This is a genomic window from Mesorhizobium sp. M0938, from assembly GCF_040319125.1.
In the GTDB taxonomy this organism is placed as follows: Bacteria; Pseudomonadota; Alphaproteobacteria; order Rhizobiales; family Rhizobiaceae; genus Mesorhizobium; species Mesorhizobium robiniae.
On record NZ_JAMYNS010000007.1, the window covers coordinates 174,723 to 194,109 of the forward strand.

The 19,387-nt window shown below is 63.0% G+C and carries 17 protein-coding genes; 9 read left to right on the forward strand and 8 right to left on the reverse strand.

All coding sequences use genetic code 11. From position 1 onward, the window contains the following. The first annotated feature begins 38 nt into the window (after positions 1-38). Positions 39-932 (forward strand): DMT family transporter, encoded by an 894-nt coding sequence (locus tag NKH73_RS14915; RefSeq protein ID WP_352932661.1) that lies wholly within the window; start codon positions 39-41, stop codon positions 930-932. 57 nt (positions 933-989) lie between these two features. On the opposite strand, the gene mutL is transcribed toward NKH73_RS14915, so the two are convergent. Both mutL and NKH73_RS14925 read right to left on the reverse strand, forming a co-directional pair. Beyond that, the gene (gene mutL / locus NKH73_RS14920) at positions 990-2,864 is read right to left on the reverse strand and encodes a DNA mismatch repair endonuclease MutL (protein ID WP_352932664.1); all 1,875 of its coding nucleotides are present in this window, start codon (positions 2,862-2,864) and stop codon (positions 990-992) included. Between the two features lie 75 nt (positions 2,865-2,939). Then, entirely contained in the window at positions 2,940-3,842 is a 903-nt protein-coding gene (locus tag NKH73_RS14925) for a LysR family transcriptional regulator (RefSeq protein WP_352932667.1), read from the reverse strand. A 104-nt stretch (positions 3,843-3,946) separates the two neighbouring features. Between NKH73_RS14925 and NKH73_RS14930 the strand changes: the two genes are divergently transcribed. Then, entirely contained in the window at positions 3,947-4,936 is a 990-nt protein-coding gene (locus tag NKH73_RS14930; protein ID WP_352932669.1) for a zinc-dependent alcohol dehydrogenase family protein, read from the forward strand. A 21-nt stretch (positions 4,937-4,957) separates the two neighbouring features. Here NKH73_RS14930 and NKH73_RS14935 read toward each other — a convergent pair whose 3' ends face one another. Continuing rightward, positions 4,958-5,866 carry a LysR substrate-binding domain-containing protein gene (locus NKH73_RS14935; protein WP_352932672.1) on the reverse strand — a complete coding sequence of 303 codons (909 nt, stop codon included), beginning with the start codon at positions 5,864-5,866 and terminating at the stop codon, positions 4,958-4,960. Between the two features lie 92 nt (positions 5,867-5,958). Between NKH73_RS14935 and NKH73_RS14940 the strand changes: the two genes are divergently transcribed. From NKH73_RS14940 to NKH73_RS14960, 5 genes are all read left to right on the forward strand, one after another. Next, positions 5,959-7,509, forward strand: a complete 1,551-nt coding sequence (locus NKH73_RS14940) for a trimethylamine methyltransferase family protein (RefSeq protein ID WP_352932675.1) — start codon at positions 5,959-5,961, stop codon at positions 7,507-7,509. A gap of 42 nt (positions 7,510-7,551) precedes the next feature. Further along, positions 7,552-9,201, forward strand: coding sequence for an ABC transporter substrate-binding protein (locus tag NKH73_RS14945; RefSeq protein ID WP_352932678.1), 1,650 nt, complete (start codon positions 7,552-7,554; stop codon positions 9,199-9,201). Positions 9,202-9,385: 184 nt separating this feature from the next. Next, complete coding sequence (locus NKH73_RS14950; RefSeq protein ID WP_352932680.1) at positions 9,386-11,371, forward strand: oxidoreductase; 1,986 nt, start codon at positions 9,386-9,388, stop codon at positions 11,369-11,371. A 256-nt stretch (positions 11,372-11,627) separates the two neighbouring features. After that, on the forward strand, positions 11,628-12,104 hold the full coding sequence (locus NKH73_RS14955; protein ID WP_352932683.1) for a DUF3828 domain-containing protein: 477 nt from the start codon (positions 11,628-11,630) through the stop codon (positions 12,102-12,104). A gap of 4 nt (positions 12,105-12,108) precedes the next feature. Then, complete coding sequence (locus NKH73_RS14960) at positions 12,109-12,690, forward strand: YqhG/Tai3 family protein (RefSeq protein ID WP_352932686.1); 582 nt, start codon at positions 12,109-12,111, stop codon at positions 12,688-12,690. A 20-nt stretch (positions 12,691-12,710) separates the two neighbouring features. On the opposite strand, the gene queF is transcribed toward NKH73_RS14960, so the two are convergent. Continuing rightward, on the reverse strand, positions 12,711-13,172 hold the full coding sequence (gene queF, locus NKH73_RS14965; RefSeq protein WP_352932689.1) for a preQ(1) synthase: 462 nt from the start codon (positions 13,170-13,172) through the stop codon (positions 12,711-12,713). Between the two features lie 59 nt (positions 13,173-13,231). Here queF and NKH73_RS14970 point away from each other — a divergent pair, with 59 nt between their 5' ends. Next, complete coding sequence (locus tag NKH73_RS14970; RefSeq protein ID WP_352932692.1) at positions 13,232-15,277, forward strand: oxidoreductase; 2,046 nt, start codon at positions 13,232-13,234, stop codon at positions 15,275-15,277. Positions 15,278-15,419: 142 nt separating this feature from the next. Here NKH73_RS14970 and NKH73_RS14975 read toward each other — a convergent pair whose 3' ends face one another. Beyond that, a complete protein-coding gene (locus NKH73_RS14975; RefSeq protein ID WP_352932695.1) occupies positions 15,420-15,827 on the reverse strand; it encodes a hypothetical protein in 408 nt (135 codons plus the stop codon). A gap of 116 nt (positions 15,828-15,943) precedes the next feature. Between NKH73_RS14975 and NKH73_RS14980 the strand changes: the two genes are divergently transcribed. After that, on the forward strand, positions 15,944-16,372 hold the full coding sequence (locus NKH73_RS14980) for a MarR family winged helix-turn-helix transcriptional regulator (RefSeq protein ID WP_352932697.1): 429 nt from the start codon (positions 15,944-15,946) through the stop codon (positions 16,370-16,372). A gap of 29 nt (positions 16,373-16,401) precedes the next feature. On the opposite strand, the gene NKH73_RS14985 is transcribed toward NKH73_RS14980, so the two are convergent. From NKH73_RS14985 to NKH73_RS14995, 3 genes are all read right to left on the reverse strand, one after another. Further along, positions 16,402-16,824: a polysaccharide deacetylase family protein gene (locus NKH73_RS14985; protein ID WP_352932700.1), complete on the reverse strand. Its 423-nt coding sequence runs from the start codon at positions 16,822-16,824 to the stop codon at positions 16,402-16,404. Then, positions 16,794-17,144, reverse strand: coding sequence for a polysaccharide deacetylase family protein (locus NKH73_RS14990; protein WP_352932702.1), 351 nt, complete (start codon positions 17,142-17,144; stop codon positions 16,794-16,796). Before NKH73_RS14990 ends, NKH73_RS14985 begins: the two co-directional genes overlap by 31 nt. 65 nt (positions 17,145-17,209) lie before the next feature. Continuing rightward, positions 17,210-19,282, reverse strand: a complete 2,073-nt coding sequence (locus NKH73_RS14995; protein WP_352932703.1) for a putative bifunctional diguanylate cyclase/phosphodiesterase — start codon at positions 19,280-19,282, stop codon at positions 17,210-17,212. Between the last annotated feature and the right edge of the window lie 105 nt (positions 19,283-19,387).

Below are 19,387 nucleotides of genomic sequence, written 5' to 3' on the forward strand. Positions count from 1 at the left end.
TTTCTCTGTTTATGGCATCGAAGAGCGAGGACAGCGAGATGAGCGCCTATACCGGAACGTTGAATTCGACACAGCGGATTGACACTACGGCAGCCATTGCGGTGGCGCTGACGGTGGTCGGTTGGGCCTCCGCTTTCCCGGCCATCCGCGCCGGTCTCGACGCCTTCGATCCCCTGGAACTCGGCGCGCTGCGCTTTGCCATCGCGGCGGTGCCGGCGGCGATCTTCCTTGCCGTCAAGCGGCCGGCGCTGCCCCGGCTCGACGAATTGTGGCGGTTTGCCTTCGGTGGCGCCATCTTCGTCGCGCTCTATACGGCAATGCTCAATTTCGGCGAACTGACAGTCTCGGCGGGTGCGGCCGGCTTCATCATCAACGTCAGCCCGATCTTCACCGCCATCATGGCCATGGCGCTGCTCGGTGAGCGCTTTTCGGGCATGGCCTGGGCCGGCACCGCCATCTCCTTCGCCGGCATCGGCATTATAGCCATGGGCGAGGGGCAGGGCCTGCATTTCAACACCGGCGCGCTGCTGGTGCTGGGTTCAGCCCTGTGCTCGGCCGTCAACACCATCGTCCAGAAACCGTTGTTTGCCCGCCATCACCCGCTGACCATTGCCGCTTCCAACATGGTGCTCGGCGCGCTCTGCCTTGCGCCATTCCTGCCGAACGCACTCTCGCAAGCAGCGGTCGCCGACACCGCCGGCCTTGGCGCCGTCATCTTCCTCGGCATCGTGCCGAGCCTGATCGCCTACGCCGCCTGGGCCACCGCGCTGTCACGCCTGCCTGCGGCCCGTGCTTCGAACTTCCTCTACCTGGTCTCGCCGGTGGCGACGCTGATCGGCTTCTTCTGGCTGGGCGAGATACCGACACTGCTCGGTGTTCTCGGTGGAGCGCTGGCGCTTGGCGGCGTGATCGTGGTGAATTTGAAGAGGTGATTCAAACGCTGGGGTGACTCAAAGAGCCGCCGCAGAGCGGCTCTTTTCGCATCCAAGCTAGCGCCTGCCGAACAGCCGCTCGATATCAGCGAGCTTGAGCTCGATATAGGTCGGGCGGCCGTGGTTGCAGGTGCCGGAGCCCGGCGTCGCCTCCATCTGGCGCAGCAGCGCGTTCATCTCTTCGGGCTTCAGCAGGCGACCGGAACGCACCGAGCCGTGGCAGGCCATGGTCGCGGCTATCCTGTCGAGCCGCTCCTTCAGCGTGTCGACCGTGTCGTTGTCGGCAATCTCGTCGGCAAGGTCGCGCACCAGCTGCTGGACATTGGTTTCGCCGAGCATCGACGGCGTCTCGCGTACCGCGACCGCACCCGGGCCGAAGCGCTCGACGGCGAGGCCGAAGCGGGCCAGCGTTTCGGAGTGCATGGCAAGCCGCTCGGCATCCTCTTCCGGTAGATCGACGATCTCGGGCAGCAGCAGCATCTGCGACGGCACGGCGCGCGAATGCAGCGCGTTCTTCAGTGCCTCGTAGACCAGCCGCTCATGCGCTGCATGCTGATCGACGATGACAAGCGAATCCCTGGTTTGCGCGACGATGTAGTTCTCATGCACCTGGGCGCGTGCGGCGCCCAGCGCCATGCCGAGCAGCGTCTCCACCGCTTCGTCCTGCCCGGCACGCGCGTCGGCGCTGTGAAGCGGTCCGGCGTCGAACGCCGCCTGATCGTTTTCGCCGAAGCCGCCATTTGCAAAACCGGTACCTTTGTATCCCACGTCGAGTGGCCGCTGCGACGAGCGGGCCGGATCGAAACCGGTGGAGCCGGAGGCCCGGTAGGCCGCCTCGTAGCTACGGTGGCCATTGGCCGGGCCGGCATGCGCATAGGACGCCGCGCCCGGCCGGAATGCCGCCATCATACCGGCCGCTCCTGATGTGGCAGCACGGATGCCGGCATTGGCCAACGCCTCGCGGATGGCGCCGACGATCAGCCCGCGCACCAGCCCCGGATCGCGGAAGCGGACATCGGCCTTGGCCGGATGGACATTGACGTCGACGATTGCCGGATCGAGCGTCAGGAACAGCACCGTCACCGCATGGCGGTCGCGCGGCAGCACGTCGGCGAAGGCGCCACGGATGGCGCCTGCGATCAATTTGTCGCGCACCGGCCGGCCGTTGACATAGGCATATTGCTGCAGCGCGTTGGCACGGCTGAAGGACGGGATCGAGACGTGACCGGCCAGATGCACGCCGTCACGCACGGCGTCGATGGCGATGGCATTCTCCGGAAAGTCGGCGCCCATCACTTGCGCGACGCGGCGCAGCCGGCCTTCCGGGCTGTCGTCGGTCGCCGGCAGCTCCAGTGTCGAGCGGTCGGAACCGGCCAGCGTGAAGCGTACGGCCGGGAAGGCGATGGCGATGCGCTTGATCACATCGCTGGTGGCCGAGCTTTCGGCGCGCTCGCCTTTCATGAATTTGAGCCGCGCAGGCGTGGCGAAGAACAGGTCGCGCACCTCGACCGTGGTGCCGCGATTGGCGGCCGCCGGCTTGACCGAGGAGACACGGCCGCCCTCGATGCCGATCTCGGCGGCGCTGTCGCCGTTGGCCGTGCGCGAGCGGATCGACAGCCGCGCCACCGAGCCGATCGACGGCAGCGCCTCGCCGCGAAAACCGAGCGAGCGGATGTCGTGAATGTCGTCGGCGAGCTTGGAGGTACAATGACGCGCGATCGCCAGCGCCAGTTCCTGCTCGGGGATGCCCGAGCCGTCGTCGGTGACGCGGATCAGGTTCAGCCCGCCGCCGGCGGTGACGACCTCGACGCGGGTAGCACCCGCATCGAGCGCGTTCTCGACCAACTCCTTGACCACGCTTGCCGGACGCTCGATGACTTCGCCGGCGGCGATCTGGTTGATCATCGTTTCGGAGAGCTGGCGAATGGGCATAGGAGCACTATAGGCGGATTCGCGGCCCATGCGGGAGGGGTAGAATTAAGGAATCCGGGCGGCTGACCGCGCTCTTCACGTCATGAGCCTGGGCAGTGCTGTCGCCAGCGCGTCCACGGCAAGACGAACCTTCAGCGGCAAGTGGGGTGTCTGCAGCCATAGCGCATAGGCGTCGTAAAGAAATCCCGGCTGGTCCGGCAGCAGCACGACCAGTGCGCCGGCCTGAATGCGCTCACGGACCAGCCAGTATGGCAGCCAGGCAAGTCCCATGCCGGCGGCCGCGACATCGGCGATCGCATCGAGGTCGTCGAGCCGCAGCCGGCTGACGGGCATGACTTCCAGCGCGGGCTGGCCGTTGCGCGGAAACAGCCATGGTTGAACGACACGGCCCGAACGGCGGTAGATGATGGCCTGGTGCCTGCCGAGATCCTTTATCTGCCGTGGCCATCCATGCATATCGAGATAGGATGGCGACGCGCAGACGACCATGCGCTGGCGCGCGATGCGCCGCGCCATCACTCCTGCCTGATCCTCCAGATTGCCGGTCCGGATGGCAAGGTCGCAGCCATCCTCTGCAAGATCGGCGAGGGGATCGCTGAACGACAGGTCGAGTTCGAGCGCGGGATATTGCTGCGCCAACTCCAGCAGGATCGGAGCAACGCAGCGCCGGCCGAAATGCACCGGCATGATGACGCGCAGCTTTCCGCGTGGTTCGGAAAATTGATCTGCTGCCAATGCGTCCGCAGCCTCGGCTTCCGCGATTATCATTCGGCAGCGCTCGTAATAGGCGCGCCCGAAGTCTGTAAGGCTCTGACGGCGTGTGGTCCGGTTGATGAGGCGCACGCCCAGACGCTCCTCGAGAAACCGGACATGCTTGCCCACCATCGGCCCGGACAGATCGAGAGCGGCAGCAGCCGCCGCGAACGAGCCCAGGTCGACGGTTTTGACGAACACGGCCATGCTCGTAAGGCGATCCATATTCAAAACTCTCAGTTTCCACTGTTCTGCTCAGGCAGCTATTTATCCGCCAGATGGCCGATGGCATAGCCTATTCGGTTCAAGCATTTTGGAGTGGTGGCCGGATGGCACGTGTTGTTCGTTTTCATGAGCATGGTTGTCCCGAGGTTCTGCGCATCGAGAATCTCGACATTCCCGCGCCCGGTCAGGGCGAGATCCGGATCCGGGTCAAGGCGTTAGGCCTCAACCGGGCCGAGGCGCTGCTGCGTTCGGGCACTTATATCCAGACGCCGCCATTGCCATCCGGTCTTGGCCTTGAGGCAGCGGGTGTCGTCGAAGCGGTCGGCGAAGGCGTCGACGGTTTTGCGCCGGGTGACGCCGTCAGCGTCGTGCCGCCACTGTCGATGGCCCGCTGGCCCGCCTATGGCGAGATCGCCACATATCCCGCCGAGCTTGTGGTCAAACACCCGCCGTCGCTCAGCTGGGAAGAGGCGGCAGCCGTCTGGATGCAATATCTCACCGCCTATGGCGCACTGATCGATATTGCCAAGCTCGGCAGGGAGGATTTTGTCGTCATTACCGCGGCATCGAGCAGTGTCGGACTTGCAGCGATCCAGATTGCCAACATCGTTGGTGCGACACCGATCGCGGTCACGCGGACATCTGCCAAGAAGCAGGCCTTGCTCGAGTTCGGCGCAGCTCACGTCATCGCTTCAGCGGGCGAAGATCTGGAAGCCCGGCTGAAGGAAATCGCCGGCCCGGACAACATCCAAGTGGTGCTCGACGCAGTCGGCGGCCCGATATTCGAGCCTTTGACGGCGGCGATGGCACGCGGCGGCATTCTCATCGAATATGGCGGCTTGAGCCCCGAGCCGACGCCGTTCCCGCTGTTCGCCGTGCTGGCCAAGACACTGACGCTGCGCGGCTATCTCGTCCACGAAATCACGGGCAATCCAGCGAAGCTGGAGGCCGCCAAGGCGTTCATCCTCGACGGCCTGATGTCGGGGTCGCTGCGGCCAGCGATCGCCAAAACCTTTCCCTTCGACCGGATCGTCGAGGCGCATCGCTTTCTCGAGTCGAACGAGCAGTTCGGCAAGATCGTCGTGACGGTTTGACCAAGCACGATTGGCATAGCCTCATGCTTGCGCACCCAGCCAGTCCCGCACCTTGCGGGCATTGTCGCTGAGTTCGCGGTTCTTCGGCCAGATGACATAGAACGCCTTGCCAGTGGTCATGACGTGATCCGTTGCCCGCACTAGCAGCCCTGACGCCAGCAGCCGCTCGGCGAGGTGCCGCCAGCCGAGCGCAATGCCTTGCCCCTCCATCACCGCTTGGATCACTAGGGCGTAGTCGTTGATGCGCAGGCCGCGCCCGGCATCGGCCTCGCTGAGACTGGTGCCGGCTGACGCGAACCACTCCTCCCAGCTCGCCGCCTCGCGAAACGGCTCTTCGAGATGAATGAGGCGGTGGACGGCAAGAGCCTTGACGGTATCGGGAAGCCCGAACCGCGCCACATAGCTGGCGCCCGCAACCGGGAATATCTCCTCGTCGGCCAGCGGCAGCGAGTGATAGTCGGCCCATTCCCTGGGCTCGCCGCCGCGCACACCGAGCGGGATACCCTCCGCGATGATGTCGAGGTCGCGGTCGGCGGTCTGGATGCGCAGATCAATGCCTGGCAGTTCGTCGCGGAACTGCTGCAGGCGCGGCATCATCCAGAAGGAACCGAAAGCGGTCGAAGCGGCAAGCGTCACATGGCCGCCGGTCGCCTGCAGGCGCAGATCCTCTGCCGACTTGCGGATGTGCGACAGGCCGAGCGAGACATCGGCATGAAAGCGGTCGCCGGCTTCGGTAAGACTGACTTGCCGATGGCGGCGCTGAAAGAGTTTGGCGCCGAGCTGCTCTTCAAGGCCGCGGATCGCATAGGACACGGCAGCCTGCGTCATGCCGAGCTCCCTGCCAGCGGCGGTAAAGCTCGACAGCCGCCCGGCGGCCTCGAAGACGATCAGGCTGCCGGCCGACGGCAGCAGATGGCGTAGGCTTCGCATAAGCTGAGTTTATACAAGAGATCAGGATTTTCCAGCGTCACAGCGATATTACGTCTCGCTAAGTTGACTGACCCTGGGAGGATGGAGTTGCCATGAACGCACCGGCCGTTGAAGTGACCGAACACACCAACCGTCGCAGCGGCGGCCGCCTGGGACGCAAGGCGCTGCGAGGCGCTCCGGTCACGTCGTTCCCGACCCTTGTCCGCAAAATTCCGGTCTATCAGATGGTCCCGGACGAGGCGGTGGAACTGATCCACCAGGAGTCGCTCTCCATCCTCGAAGAGGTGGGATGCGAGTTCCGCGACGACGAGGCGATCGCCCTTTGGAAAGCGGCGGGCGCCGAAGTCTCCGAGACGCGTGTCCGTATCGACCGCGCTCTGCTGATGGAGCTTGTGTCGAAGGTCCCGTCCGAGTTCACGCTCAATGCGCGCAACCCTGAGCGCACCGTGCAGGTGGGCGGAAACAACTCGATCTTCGTGCCGATGTATGGCGCGCCTTACGTGCGCGACCTCGACAACAACAGACGCTATGGCACGCTCGCCGATCTCAACAATTTCCACAAGCTCGCCTATATGGCGCCAGCGCTGCACTCGTCGAGCTCGATCATCTGCGAGCCGATGGAAATTGCGGTGCCGAAGCGCCACCTCCACATCATCCATTCGGCGCTAAAGCACTCCGACAAGCCGTTCATGGGCATCGTGACATCAAAGGATCGGGCCGAAGACACGATGGCGATGGCCGGCATCGTCTTCGGCGAGGATTTTGTCCGCGACAACCCGGTGCTGGTGGCGATCACCAACTGCAATTCGCCGCTGGTTTGGGATGCCACCATGCTGGACGCGATGAAGGTCTATGCGCGCCACAACCAGCCGCTGATCCTGGCGCCTTTCGCGTTGTGCGGCGCCTCGACTTCGGCTTCCGCCGTGGGAGCGGTCGCGCAGGTCAATGCGGAAGCGCTTGCCGGCGTCGCATTCACGCAGCTCCTGCGTCCGGGTTCGCCGCAGATCTACGGACAGTTCATGGTGACGGTCGACATGAAGACCGGCGCTCCCATGGGCGGCACGCCGGAAGCGGCCCAGATGATGTATCTGATGGGAGCATTGGCGCGCAAATATCGGCTGCCGTGGCGCACCTCGGGCTTCCATGTCGGGTCGAAGCTGAACGACGCGCAGGCGGGCTACGAGGCGAACATGCTGATGCATGCCGCCATTCTCGCCGGCGCCAACTACATCTGGCACTCCGCTGGATGGCTCGAGGCCGGCCTGACCTGCGGCTATTCGAAATTCGCCACGGACTGCGAACAGCTTGTCGGCTGGTACAAATACGCCGGCGGTCTCCCGTTCGACGATTTCAAGGAGGCCATGGCGGCGATCCGCGAGGTCGGGCCGCAGGGCCATTTCCTCGGTACCCAGCACACGCTTGACCATTTCCAGTCCGCCTTCTTCATACCGAGCATCATGGACTTCAATTCGTTCGAACAGTGGAAGGCCGAAGGGGCAAAGGACCACGATACCCGGGGGCGCGAGAAAGCGCGCAACATGCTTGCGGATTACGAGGAGCCGAAGCTCGACGAAGGCGTCGCCGATGGCCTGAGAGATTTCATCGCGCAGCGCGAGGAGCGGCTGCCGGACAGCGTTAGTTGATGCAACGGGCGAAGACCCAACGGGAACCACAGGGAGAAAAAAATGGCACTCTTCAGAAGCAACGGTGATCGTGTCCCGAGCCCGATAAAGGCGATGGCGCAAGAAGCCCGCTCAGGCCGCATGGACCGGCGCGAGTTTCTGGCGCTGGCGAGCGCCTTTGGGGCATCGACGGCTTTGGCCTACGGCATGATCGGTCTCGCCGTGCCGGAACAGGCCTTGGCCGAAGAACCGAAGAAAGGCGGAACGCTGCACGTTTCGATGTCGGTAAAGGCACAGAAGGATCCGCGCACTTACGACTGGGTGGAGCTTGCGAACATCTCGCGCTGCTGGCTGGAGCCGCTTGTCCGCTATACGCGCGAATTCACATTCGAGCCGGTCCTGCTCGAAAGCTGGGATGTCAACGACGACGCCACCGAATACGTGCTGCATGTGCGCAAGGGCATCACCTGGAACAACGGCGATGCTTTCAACGCCGATGACGTGGTCTACAACCTGACGCGCTGGTGCGAGAAGGGTGCGGCCGGCAATTCCATGGCCGCCCGCGTCGGTGCGCTGATCGACGAGAAGACCGGCAAGGCCAAGGATGGCGCGATCAGCAAGGTCGACGACAGCACGGTCAAGCTGAAGCTGAACGAGCCTGACATCTCGCTGATCCCCAACTTCACCGACTACCCGGCGCTGGTGGTCCACCGCAATTTCGACGCCGACGGTGCGGATCCTATCAAGAAGCCGATCGGCACTGGCCCCTTCGAGCTCGTCTCTTACGATGTCGGCCAGAAAGCCGTCGTCAAGCGCCGCGAGAACGGCAAGTGGTGGGGTGGTGAAGCGCCGCTCGATAGCGTCGAATTCATCGACTACGGCACCGACTTCAACGCCTCGGTGAACGCGTTCGAGTCCGGCGAGATCGACCTCAATTTCGAGACGCCCGCCGACTTCATCGACATCCTCGACAAGATGGGGTTGGAGAAGACCGAGGTCGCGACCGCGACGACGCTCGTTGCCCGGACCAACATCACGCACAAGCCCTATGACGACCAACGGGTGCGCAACGCCCTGCAGATGGCCGTCGACAACAATGCCGTGCTCCAACTTGGCTACGCCGGGCGAGGCACCCCAGGTGAAAATCACCATGTCAGCCCAATCCATCCGGAATACTACCCGCTGCCGAAAAAGACGCGCGACGCGGCGGGCGCCAAGAAGCTGATGGCTGAGGCCGGACAGGCCGATTTCGAGCATGAACTGATCACCGTTGAGGACGATTGGCAAAAGAATACCGGCGACGCGATTGCCGGCCAGTTGCGCGATGCCGGGATCAAGGTGAAGCGCACGGTGCTTCCAGGGTCGACCTTCTGGAACGACTGGACGAAATATCCCTATTCCATGACGATCTGGTACATGCGCCCGCTTGGCGTTCAGGTGCTGGCGCTCGGCTATCGCACCGGCGAGGCCTGGAATGAATCGGCGTATTCGAATCCCGATTTCGACGCCAAGCTCAAGCAGGCTCTTTCACTCATCGATGTGGAGAAGCGGCGCGAGGTTATGAAGGACGTCGAGCAGATCCTGCAGGATTCGGGCGTTATCGTTCAGCCGTTCTGGCAGAAGCTGTTCAGCCATATGGACAAGAGGGTGAAGAATTACGCTGTCCACCAGACCTTCGAAATGGATCTCCAGAACGTCTGGCTGGACGCGTAATTTCCAAAGCTTGGCAACAAGCCGCGCTGGCACTCGATGGGGCGACGGCGCGGCTCGATCAACAATCAGAGCATAGCGATGAAGTGCAGGCACGACGTTGACCACGCTTGAGCACAGCAGTCCGATCTGATCGGCATCGGGCCAGTATTCGCCATGCTGTCGCGCGTTGAACGAGAGAGGGCATATGTCTGAGCGGGCCTTCAAGCGTCTATTCGAGCCAGCAACGTTGCGTGGCAAAACGCTGCGCAACAGGATCGTGTTTGGAGCGCATACCGCGAACATGGCCGAGAATGGGCTGCCGACCGAGCGCCATGTCGGCTACTATGCCGAACGGGCGATCGGCGGTGCCGGCATGATCGTGGTCGAGCCGATGCCTGTACATCAGGCTGCGGTGCTGACGCGCGGTAACTTTCGCCCTTGTGACGACAGCGTCGTTCCTCATTTTCGCAAAGTAACCGAGGCGATCCGCAGCAATGGCGCCATCGCCATCCAGCAGCTCTACCATGTCGGTCAACACGCGGACGCGGATAACTCGTTCCATGCTGGCTGGTCGCCTTCAGGCTTGCCGAGTTATCACGACTCCGACGGTTCGCATCGAATGTCCGAGCGCCAGATCGAAGAGACGATCGACGGCTTCGTACAGGCAGCACGCCGCTGCCGCGAGGCCGGATTCGACGGCGTCGAGGTCTGGGCCGCGTACCATTCGATGCTGGACCAGTTCTGGACGCCTTGGTCGAACCGCCGAGACGACCAATGGGGCGGCAGCCTTCAAAATCGGACGCGCATGAGCCGCGAGGTGATGACCCGCATCCGCAGGGAATGCGGCGAGGACTTCATCATTGGTCTGGCGATCAACGACGAACCCGAAGTCGAGGTGGCGCTGAAGCGAGAAGCGTTGGCCGAGATAATCGACGTGCACGACCGCGACGCCTTGATGGATTATGTCACCTGTGGATCGGGTTCCTACTTCGATTTCTACAAGATCATGCCAACCTTCCTTTATCCGGAAAAGCTCGGTGCGGACCTCGCGGCGGTACTCAAATCGACCGTGAACCACGCGCTGATCACCGCCGAGAGCCACATTCGTACTCCTGAAAACGGGGAGAGCGTGCTGAGTGAAGGCCGCGCCGACCTCGTTTCCATCGTCCGCGGTCAGATCGCCGATCCGCACCTTGCCGCAAAGGCTGCCGCCGGACGGCACGAGGACATCCGCGAGTGCCTGTCCTGCAACCAGATGTGCTGGGGCCGACGCAGCCGCGACTACTGGATCAGCTGCGTGATCAATCCGTCGGCGGGACGAGAATGGGAATGGGGAGGCGACCGCTTCTCCCCGGCCGTTCGGCCGAAATATGTGTTTGTCGTTGGCGGGGGTCCGGCCGGTCTCGAAGCTGCGCGTGTGGCAGCCGAGCGGGGCCATCGTGTCACGCTGGCCGAGGCATCGGACCGCCTCGGGGGGCAATTCCGACTTGCCGGTCTACAGCCGCGCCGGGCGCAAATCCTGGATCTCATCGACTGGTATCAGCGTCAGCTTAGCCAGCTTCAGGTGGACGTGCGGTACGGTCAGTATGTCGAGGCTGAGGATGTAGAGCGCGAGGGTGCGGATCACGTCATTGTCGCGACCGGCTCCTTGCCGCAAGCCGGGGCTTTCCAACGGGCACTGCCGCAATGGGACAGCATTCCGGGTGGCGGCCCGGTTCTCTCTGCCGAAGCTGTGATGGCCAGGGAGGCAAGGCCGGGAAAACGTGTGATCATCCTGGACGACGGCGGCAACTGGAAAGGCTGTGGCACCGCCTGGAAACTCGCCGAGGACGGTCACGCCGTGACAATCGTGACACCCGACGCCCTGGTTGGCAAAGAACTCCAGCGAATGGCCGTGGACGCGCCGCTGCGTCGAGCGCTCGCCGGGCTGAAGGTCAAGTTTGTCACCGAGAGCGTCGTCGTGCGCTGGGATGGCAAGATGGCCAGAATTGCTTCGCTGCTCGACGGGACCGAGCAAGAGGTGGAGGCCGACGCTTTGATCTTCGCCGCCACCAATATGGCGGAGGACAGCCTGTCCATCGAACTCGAAAGGCTCGGTATCGGGCATACCTCTATCGGCGATTGTACCGCTTCCAGGCAGGCGGCATTTGCCATTCATGACGGGCGCAAGGTGGCGCTTGGCCTTGATTGATTGTGCTCGTCAGGGATCCGTTCCCGTCTCACCGATTTCTGAAACGCAGTTGCCGACTCTTTTGCGACGGCTTGATCGAACCCCTCGGCCTCGACCGCCGCGGCAGTCGCACTGCGGAACTCCAGAAACCTTCAGAACGTCCGGCTGCCCGCTTCAGGCTGGCGCTCCGGGACTTCATGAGCCGCAAAAAAGCCGATATGGAGGGTGCGTGGTACTGGACCTTGCCAGTTCGCCGCCGATCGCCCGGAGCGCCCCGATGAAACCGATAATGCTGGCTGTTACCTTCTCCCTTGCCGTGCCGGGCGCCGCCCTGGCGGGCCCGGCTTCAAATGCCGTGAAGTTCTTCTACGTGCCCGAAGTGAAGTTCGAGGCCGACGCGAAGTACCGCGACCGCTTCACCGAGCCGGTGACCAAGCTGTTCGCTCTCAACGACCAGGCGCAGAAGAACAGACCGGATGAAGTGCCCTGCATCGACTTCGCCCCCGGACTTGACGCGCAGGACTACGACGAGAAGACCGTCGCCAAGACGCTCAAGCTGTCTGAGGCGGTGGATGGCGAACGCGCCGAGGTGACGGTGACCTTCAATCTCTTCCCGGAAGGCGACGATTCCAAACGCGAAATGGTCTGGTCCCTCAGGAAGGTCGACGGCAAATGGAAGGTCGCCGACATCGCTTCCAAATCCAGCGGCTGGACGCTCAGCGCGCTGGAGTGCATGCTCGGTTCGGCGGAGTGATGTCGTGCTTCGTCGCCTTGTCCTGGCACTCTCGTTGGTCTCGATGCCGGCGGCCGGGCTGAACGGCGGCGCCTTGGCGCAAGATCTGTTCGGCGCGCCGCCGCCGAACGCGCCTTCCGGCGACGCCGGCAACCCGCCCGCCGACACATCTTCCGCGAACCCGCCGGCGACATCGGCGCCGGCACCGGCCGCACCGGTACTGCCGGGGTCCCCGACGGCCGTGGTGAAACCGTTCTACGAGCATCTCGGGCTGGAGCTCGACCCGGCCGAGCGAAAGAATTTCATCGACCCGGCCAAGACCGTGCTCGACAAGAGCGATGCGCTCAGAAAATCGGGGCAGGGCGAATGCCTCGATCCCAACATGGCGCTCGACAATGCCGATTACGATAAGCTTGCGATCGACAAGAGCCTGAAGACCATCGAAGCGGTCAATGGCGATGAGGCCAAGGTGGTCGTCGCCTTCGCCGTCGAAGGCAATGCGCACCGGCTGGAGTGGAAGCTCAGGAGGGTGGACGGCGGCTGGAAGATATCGGACCTTCTGTCGGTGACCGGCGAATGGGCGGTGAGCCAATATCAGTGCGAATGACTACGATCGCATCAGACCGCTCAACCCCTTCCGCGATAAGACGCGACGCCGGTGTCGGGGAGCCATGCGCCTTCCGGCGGCGCGCCGGTCTGCCAGAACACATCGATCGGAATGCCGCCGCGCGGATACCAATAGCCGCCAATGCGCAGCCACAGTGGTTTGGTCACGGCGATAATGCGGCGGCCGATCATAACGGTGCAGTCCTCATGGAAGGCGCCATGATTGCGAAACGAGGTCATGAACAGCTTGAGCGACTTCGATTCCACCAGAAGCGCGTCGGGGGCGTAGTCGATGACGATATGGGCGAAATCCGGCTGTCCGGTGACCGGGCAGAGCGAGGTGAATTCCGGGCAGGTGAAGCGCACGATGGCCGGTGGGCCGTCGCCGCGCGCAAACGGCACGGTTTCCAGGACCGCTGCTTCGGGGCTCTGTGGTGTCTCGACGTGTGCGCCGAGCTGGGTGAGGGTTTTGGTATCGATCATGGGCGGGTTTCCTTGGATTTTGGCCGCTCATTAACATAATTTGAAACAGCAGGAAGACGATGACCAGCAACGATCCGCTTCTCCAGCCCTATCAGCTCAAACATCTGACGCTGAAGAACCGGGTCATGTCGACCAGTCACGAGCCGGCCTATTCCGAGGACGGCATGCCGAAAGAGCGATACCGGCTCTACCATGCCGAAAAGGCCAAAGGCGGCATGGCGCTGACCATGACGGCAGGCTCGGCGATCGTCTCGCGCGACAGCCCGGCCGCCTTCGGCAATCTGCATGTTTATGACGACCGCATCGTGCCCTGGCTCGCTGAACTCGCCGATGCCTGCCACGAGCATGACTGCAAGGTAATGATCCAGATCACCCATCTCGGGCGCCGCACCGGCTGGAACAAGGCAGACTGGCTGCCGGTGCTGTCGGCCTCACCGGTGCGCGAGCCGGCGCATCGCGCCTTCCCCAAGACAATCGAGGATTGGGACATTGAGCGCATCGTTATCGACTACGCCGCGGCCGCCCAGCGCTGCCAGGCGGCTGGCCTCGACGGCATCGAGTTCGAGTCCTACGGCCATCTGATGGACGGCTTCTGGTCGCCGGCCACCAACCATCGCGATGACGAGTTCGGTGGCTCGCTCGACAACCGCCTGCGCTTCACCAACATGGTGCTCGATGCGGTGCGGGCCGCGGTCGGCGAAAAGTTCGTCGTCGGCATCCGTATGGTCGCCGACGAGGATTTTGAGAAAGGCCTATCGAAGGAGGAGGGGGTCGAGATCGCCAAACGGCTCGCCGGTTCCGGCAAGGTCGATTTCCTCAACATCATCCGTGGCTCGATCGAGAGCGACGCGGCACTGACCAAGGTCATTCCGGTGACCGGTATGCGTTCTTCGCCGCATCTTGATTTTGCCGGCGAGGTGAGGGCGGCAACGAAATTCCCGACCTTCCATGCGGCGCGGATTTCCGACGTCGCTACCGCACGTCATGCCATCGCCACGGGAAAACTCGATATGGTCGGCATGACCCGCGCCCATATCGCCGACCCGCATATCGTGAGGAAAGTGATGGAGGGTCGCGAGCATGAAATCCGCCCTTGCGTCGGCGCAACCTATTGCCTCGACCGCATCTATGAGGGTGGCGAGGCGCTGTGCGTCCACAATGCGGCGACCGGCCGCGAGGCCGAGATCCCGCACATCATCGCCAAGACCGCGGGCCCGAAGCGCAAGGTGGTGATCGTCGGCGCCGGCGCCGGCGGGCTGGAAGCGGCGCGCGTCGCCGCCGAGCTCGGCCATCGAGTGACGGTGCTCGAAGCCTCCAGCCAGGCCGGCGGCCAGGTTCGGCTGGCGACACAGAACCCGCGCCGCAAGGAATTGATCGGCATCATCGACTGGCGGCTTGCCGAGCTCGACCGGCTCGGCGTCGAGATCCGCTACGACACCTGGGCGGAGAAGGACGATGTTCTGGCGCTGTCGCCAGACGTGGTGGTGGTCGCCACCGGCGGCCTGCCGCAGAACCCGCCGCTAGTTGCAGGCGATAACCTCGTCACTTCCAGTTGGGATATCATGGCCGGCAGCGTCAAGCCTGCCGAAAACGTGCTGCTCTATGACGACAATGGCGGCCATCAGGGCATGGGCGCGGCCGAGCTGATCGCGGGCAGCGGTGCAAGGCTGGAGCTGGTTTCGCCAGAACGCTTCTTTGCCCCGGAAATGGGCGGCATGAATCACGTGCCCTATATGCGCGCCTTCCAGGAGAAAGGCGTCACCATCACCATCAACACGCGGCTGCGCTCGGTGCGGCGCGAGGGCAACCAACTGGTCGCCGAGCTTGCCTCCGACTTCGCCGATGGCTGGCGTGGCGAGCGGCGGGTCGACCAAGTGGTGGTCGAGCACGGCACGCTGCCGCTCGACGATCTCTATCTCGCACTGAAACCGCTGTCGAAGAACGGCGGCGCGGTCGATTACGAGCGGCTGGTCACTGGTGGCGACATTTTTCCGGAGCGCAATCCGCAAGGCGGTTTCGTGCTCTTCCGCATCGGGGATGCCGTCGCCTCGCGCAACATCCACGCCGCCATATATGACGGCATCAGGTTCGGCTTGCGGATCTGACGAGCGTCACCGCTCAATTGGTGGCGCGCAGATCGAACGTCCGCACGGAGAGCCACCAGGCACGTCCGCTCGATCTGCGCGCCGCGCACGCCGCCGGCTTACGGCCGGACATCGTACGATCTTGTCAATTGCGGCAGGCCGCTCAAAACATCCTGGCGGTGGCCATGCAGAACACAGTGATGACCAGCAGTCCGCCAGCGATGCGTTGGCCTCGTGTCATCTTCGCGCGCAACTGGTTTTGCGCCGCTGCATCAGCGCTGGCCAGCTGCCTGCTGGCAGAGCCGACCAGTGCGCCCTGGACGCCGGCAGCAATTAGGGCCGTCACGATGCCCAGCGCCAGCACCTTCTCCATCGAGCCGAAAACGCCCTCATGGAAAAAGTACCAGAGCAGTATGCCGGTGAGGAAAACCAGGCCGGCCGCGCCCATTTGCGGCCGGAAGAACCGCTCCGCCCGAATCTCCGGTTCGCGGGCAACCGCGATGGTCGTGCCGGCCCAGAACACACCCGCCATGACGTGAAGGCCGAGGACGATGATGTAGACATATTGCATGACCGCATTTCCTCTCTTGCCCACCGCTGGCCATATAGATAGGTATCTAATGATTAGATATCAATGTATAGGTCGGGCCAGTTCCCTAGGCCTTGGCCATGTTCTAGTGTGGGATCATGACGCCCTTTGACCGCCCGCCAGTCGGGATGAATCTCGCCCGCACCGCAAAGCTGGTCGCACAGGCCTTCGACGCCGCCTTGGTCGAGGCGGGCGGCACGCTGCCGGTCTGGGTCACCCTGCTGTCGGTCAAGTCGCGCGAACTCGCCAACCAGCGCGAACTCGCCGGCATGATCGGCATTCGGGGCGCAACGCTGACCCACCATCTCAACGCCATGGAGACGCAAGGCCTGCTGACCCGGCGCCGCGATCCTGTCAATCGCAGGGTTCACCAGGTCGAGTTGACCGAAGCCGGCGAGGCGCTGTTCCTGAAATTGCGCACCGCCGCGTTCGCCTTCGACAAGCGGCTGCGGAAGGGGCTGTCCGACGACAGGCTGGCGGAGTTTGCGGAAGTGCTTGCGGCGCTGCGGGCGAATGTCGAGGGCTAAGTGGCGCAGTCCGAACCTACCTGATGTGCTCAGCCGTCATAATCGGAGATCGCGCCGAACGTGTAGCCGCGCAGCTTCAGCGCCTTGACCAGGGCCGTCAGGTTCGTCTTGCCGTCGAACACGTCCTGGAACATCTCGTCATGCATCAGCAGGATCAGCTTGCCCGGTTTGACGAAGCGGCCATAGCCGAACAAATGATCGATTTCGCTGACCAGATGATCGACGGTCTGCACCGGATTGCCGCTGTTTTCGTGAACCCATTCATGATCCCAGCCGTAGAGATAGAAGCCAGACGCAGCGACGAACTCGTAGTCGGGGTCCTCGCGGCCCTCTTCGGCCAGTCCGAGTGAAGTGTCGTTCTTCGACATCGAGAGCAGCCTGAACACGTCGCGCCCCGGCAGCCGTGCATCGACCGATTGTTTCAGCCCCAGCACCGCGTTGGCCCGCAGCATGTCGGCGACGACCCCTTCGGTGTCCCCGTAGAAGTGCCGGTAGTGGTTGTATGCGTGGCTGTAGCTGTGGTGCCGATCGTCACCAGCGGCATCCTCTTGGCGCGCTGCACCAGCGCTTTGTTGAGCGCGTTCGCCTGGGCATGCATGCCAACCATGAAGAGAGTCGCCGGAACTTGCTCGGCCTCGAGCACATCGAGAATGTTGCTGGTGCCGGTCAGCGGGCCGTCATCGAAGGTGAGGTAGATGGTGCGATCGGCGGCGCCTGCGGGGAAAGCAAAAAACAGCACGATCAGCACGGCAAGGCGAAGCGGCATCAGCATCCGGAATATCCGTTTCCGATCACGACAAGCGGTCATTTCCGAGGAGACTTGTCAGGGTTGGCGTCTTACGCCAGGCTTCCCTGTAGCACCCTGAACCTGGCCTTCCTCGGCGCCCGCGCGACCAGCCATTCGCGTGCCTTGTCCTGCGGCATCGGGAAGGCGATGGAATAGCCCTGCACCTGGTCGCAGCCGATCGCCATCAGCGAATCGAGCTCGGCCTCGGTTTCCGCGCCCTCGGCGACGATCGAGATGCCGAGGCCGCGGGCGAGTTCGGTGATGGCTCGCACGATCTTGGTGTTGTCGCCGTTCTCATTGATCTTCTGGACGAAGCGGCGATCGATCTTCAGCCGGTCGATCTCGTTCGGGTTGACGTGGCTGAGCGATGCGTAGCCGGTACCGAAATCATCCAGTTCGAGATGCACGCCGGCGGCGCGGATATTTCGAAGCTTTGCCGCAATGCCGGTTTTCTCATCATCAAGAATGACGGATTCGACAATTTCGAGCGAAAGTCTTTGTGGCGGCAGGCCAGCCTTTTCCAACGTCTCGAAGAGGAACGCATCGAAATCAGGCTCACGCAGTTCGGAGCCGGACACGTTGACGGCGAGCCGTCCGAAGGCAATGCCGGCGCGGTTCCACTCGGCCGCCGCGCTGATCGCCTTGGCGATGACGATGCGGCCGATCTCTGCCATGAGTCCGCATTTTTCGGCGAGGGGAATGAACTCGCCCGGTGCGATCATGCCGCGCTCGGCGTGTTTCCAGCGAACCAGCGCCTCGATGCCGCCGATCGTGCCACTCGACAATGAAACCTGCGGCTGGAAGTAGACCTGGAACGCCTTCTCCGAGATGGCGATCCTGATGTCATGCTCGAGCTGTTTGCGGTAATCGAGTTCCTGCCGCAACTCCTCGGAGAAGAATGAGAGACTGCCGCCGTTCTGCTTCTTGGCGCAGTGGAGCGCGAGGTCGGCGTGGACGAGCAGATCTTGTGCATTGTCGGCGTCGACCGGATAGACGGCGACGCCGGCACTGGCGCCCGGAAGGATAGTCGTGCCCTGAAAGACGATCGGCTCGTTGACCTTTCTCAGGGTGCGCCTGGCAACCATGTTGATATCCTCGGTCCCGCCGGCACCATCGAGAATCATCACGAATTCGTCGCCGCCGAGACGAACGCAGAGATCCGACGTCCGGCAAGAATCGCGCATCCGCTGCGCCGTCACCACCAGCACATAGTCGCCGGCGGCGTGGCCGAGTGTGTCGTTGATCTGCTTGAACCGGTCGAGGTCCAGCTGGACCGCCGCAAGCCGTTCTCGCCGACGCTGCGCGCCCTTGATCAGCGTATCGAAATGGTCGGTCAGGAAGGTGCGGTTGTGCAAGCCGGTAAGGCCGTCATGCACGGCGATGAAGGCCATCGAATTGCGGGCATCGATCAGCTCATGCGTTTTGCGCAGAATGGCGTTCGACATCGGCCTGAAGATGAAAAGTGCCACCAGCACGATGACGCCGATGGTGGTGTAGAACAGCGTTCGATGGAGATCGAGAAGTGTTTCCGATCGTGCATCGGCATGGGCGCTGATGCGCTGGCCGAGTGCCGCATAGCCCGACAGCGTAGCGTTGGCGATGGAAGCGTCGAGGTTGACGCGTTCGCCGCCGCCCTTGTAGCCGCCATTATCGGCCATCCCTAGTTGCGATTCAAACGCCGAAACCAGGCGTCCGCCGTTGGCAATAAGCCCGACCGAGAAGTAATCGAGATGAAACGGCTTGGCGAAAAGTACGCTCTCGATCGACTTTGGGTCGAACCTTGCCGGCGACGCCGGGTGGGCGACGACCCGCTCGAGCAGGAGATCGTAGTTCCTCTCGAACTCCGCCGTTGCCTGTTTGAATGCGGTGACCAGAGCCGGTTGCTGGTCACGCGAAGCAGCACCTGCCGCGTTGGCAAGGAAGACAATACGTTGCGACAGCGCCTTTTGCATGCCGACGACGTCGAGCAGCGCATCGTCGTGCCGCTGGGCAGCCATCATCTGCTGGAGAAGGACGAAAGAGGCAATCACCATGGCTGCAATGATCAGCAGCGCCAGCCAATAGCCCGCCCTGATCAACAGTACTAGCCTACCCGAAATGGTTTGCACCGGCTGCTGCGACATTTTCTGGGGCGGTCCCTCTCGCCGACAGATTGTTAGGTGCGAGAACCATTGGCTTGAAAGTGTTAACAGCTCTGGAAGTCGACGGACCGGCGACAGCGGCAGCGG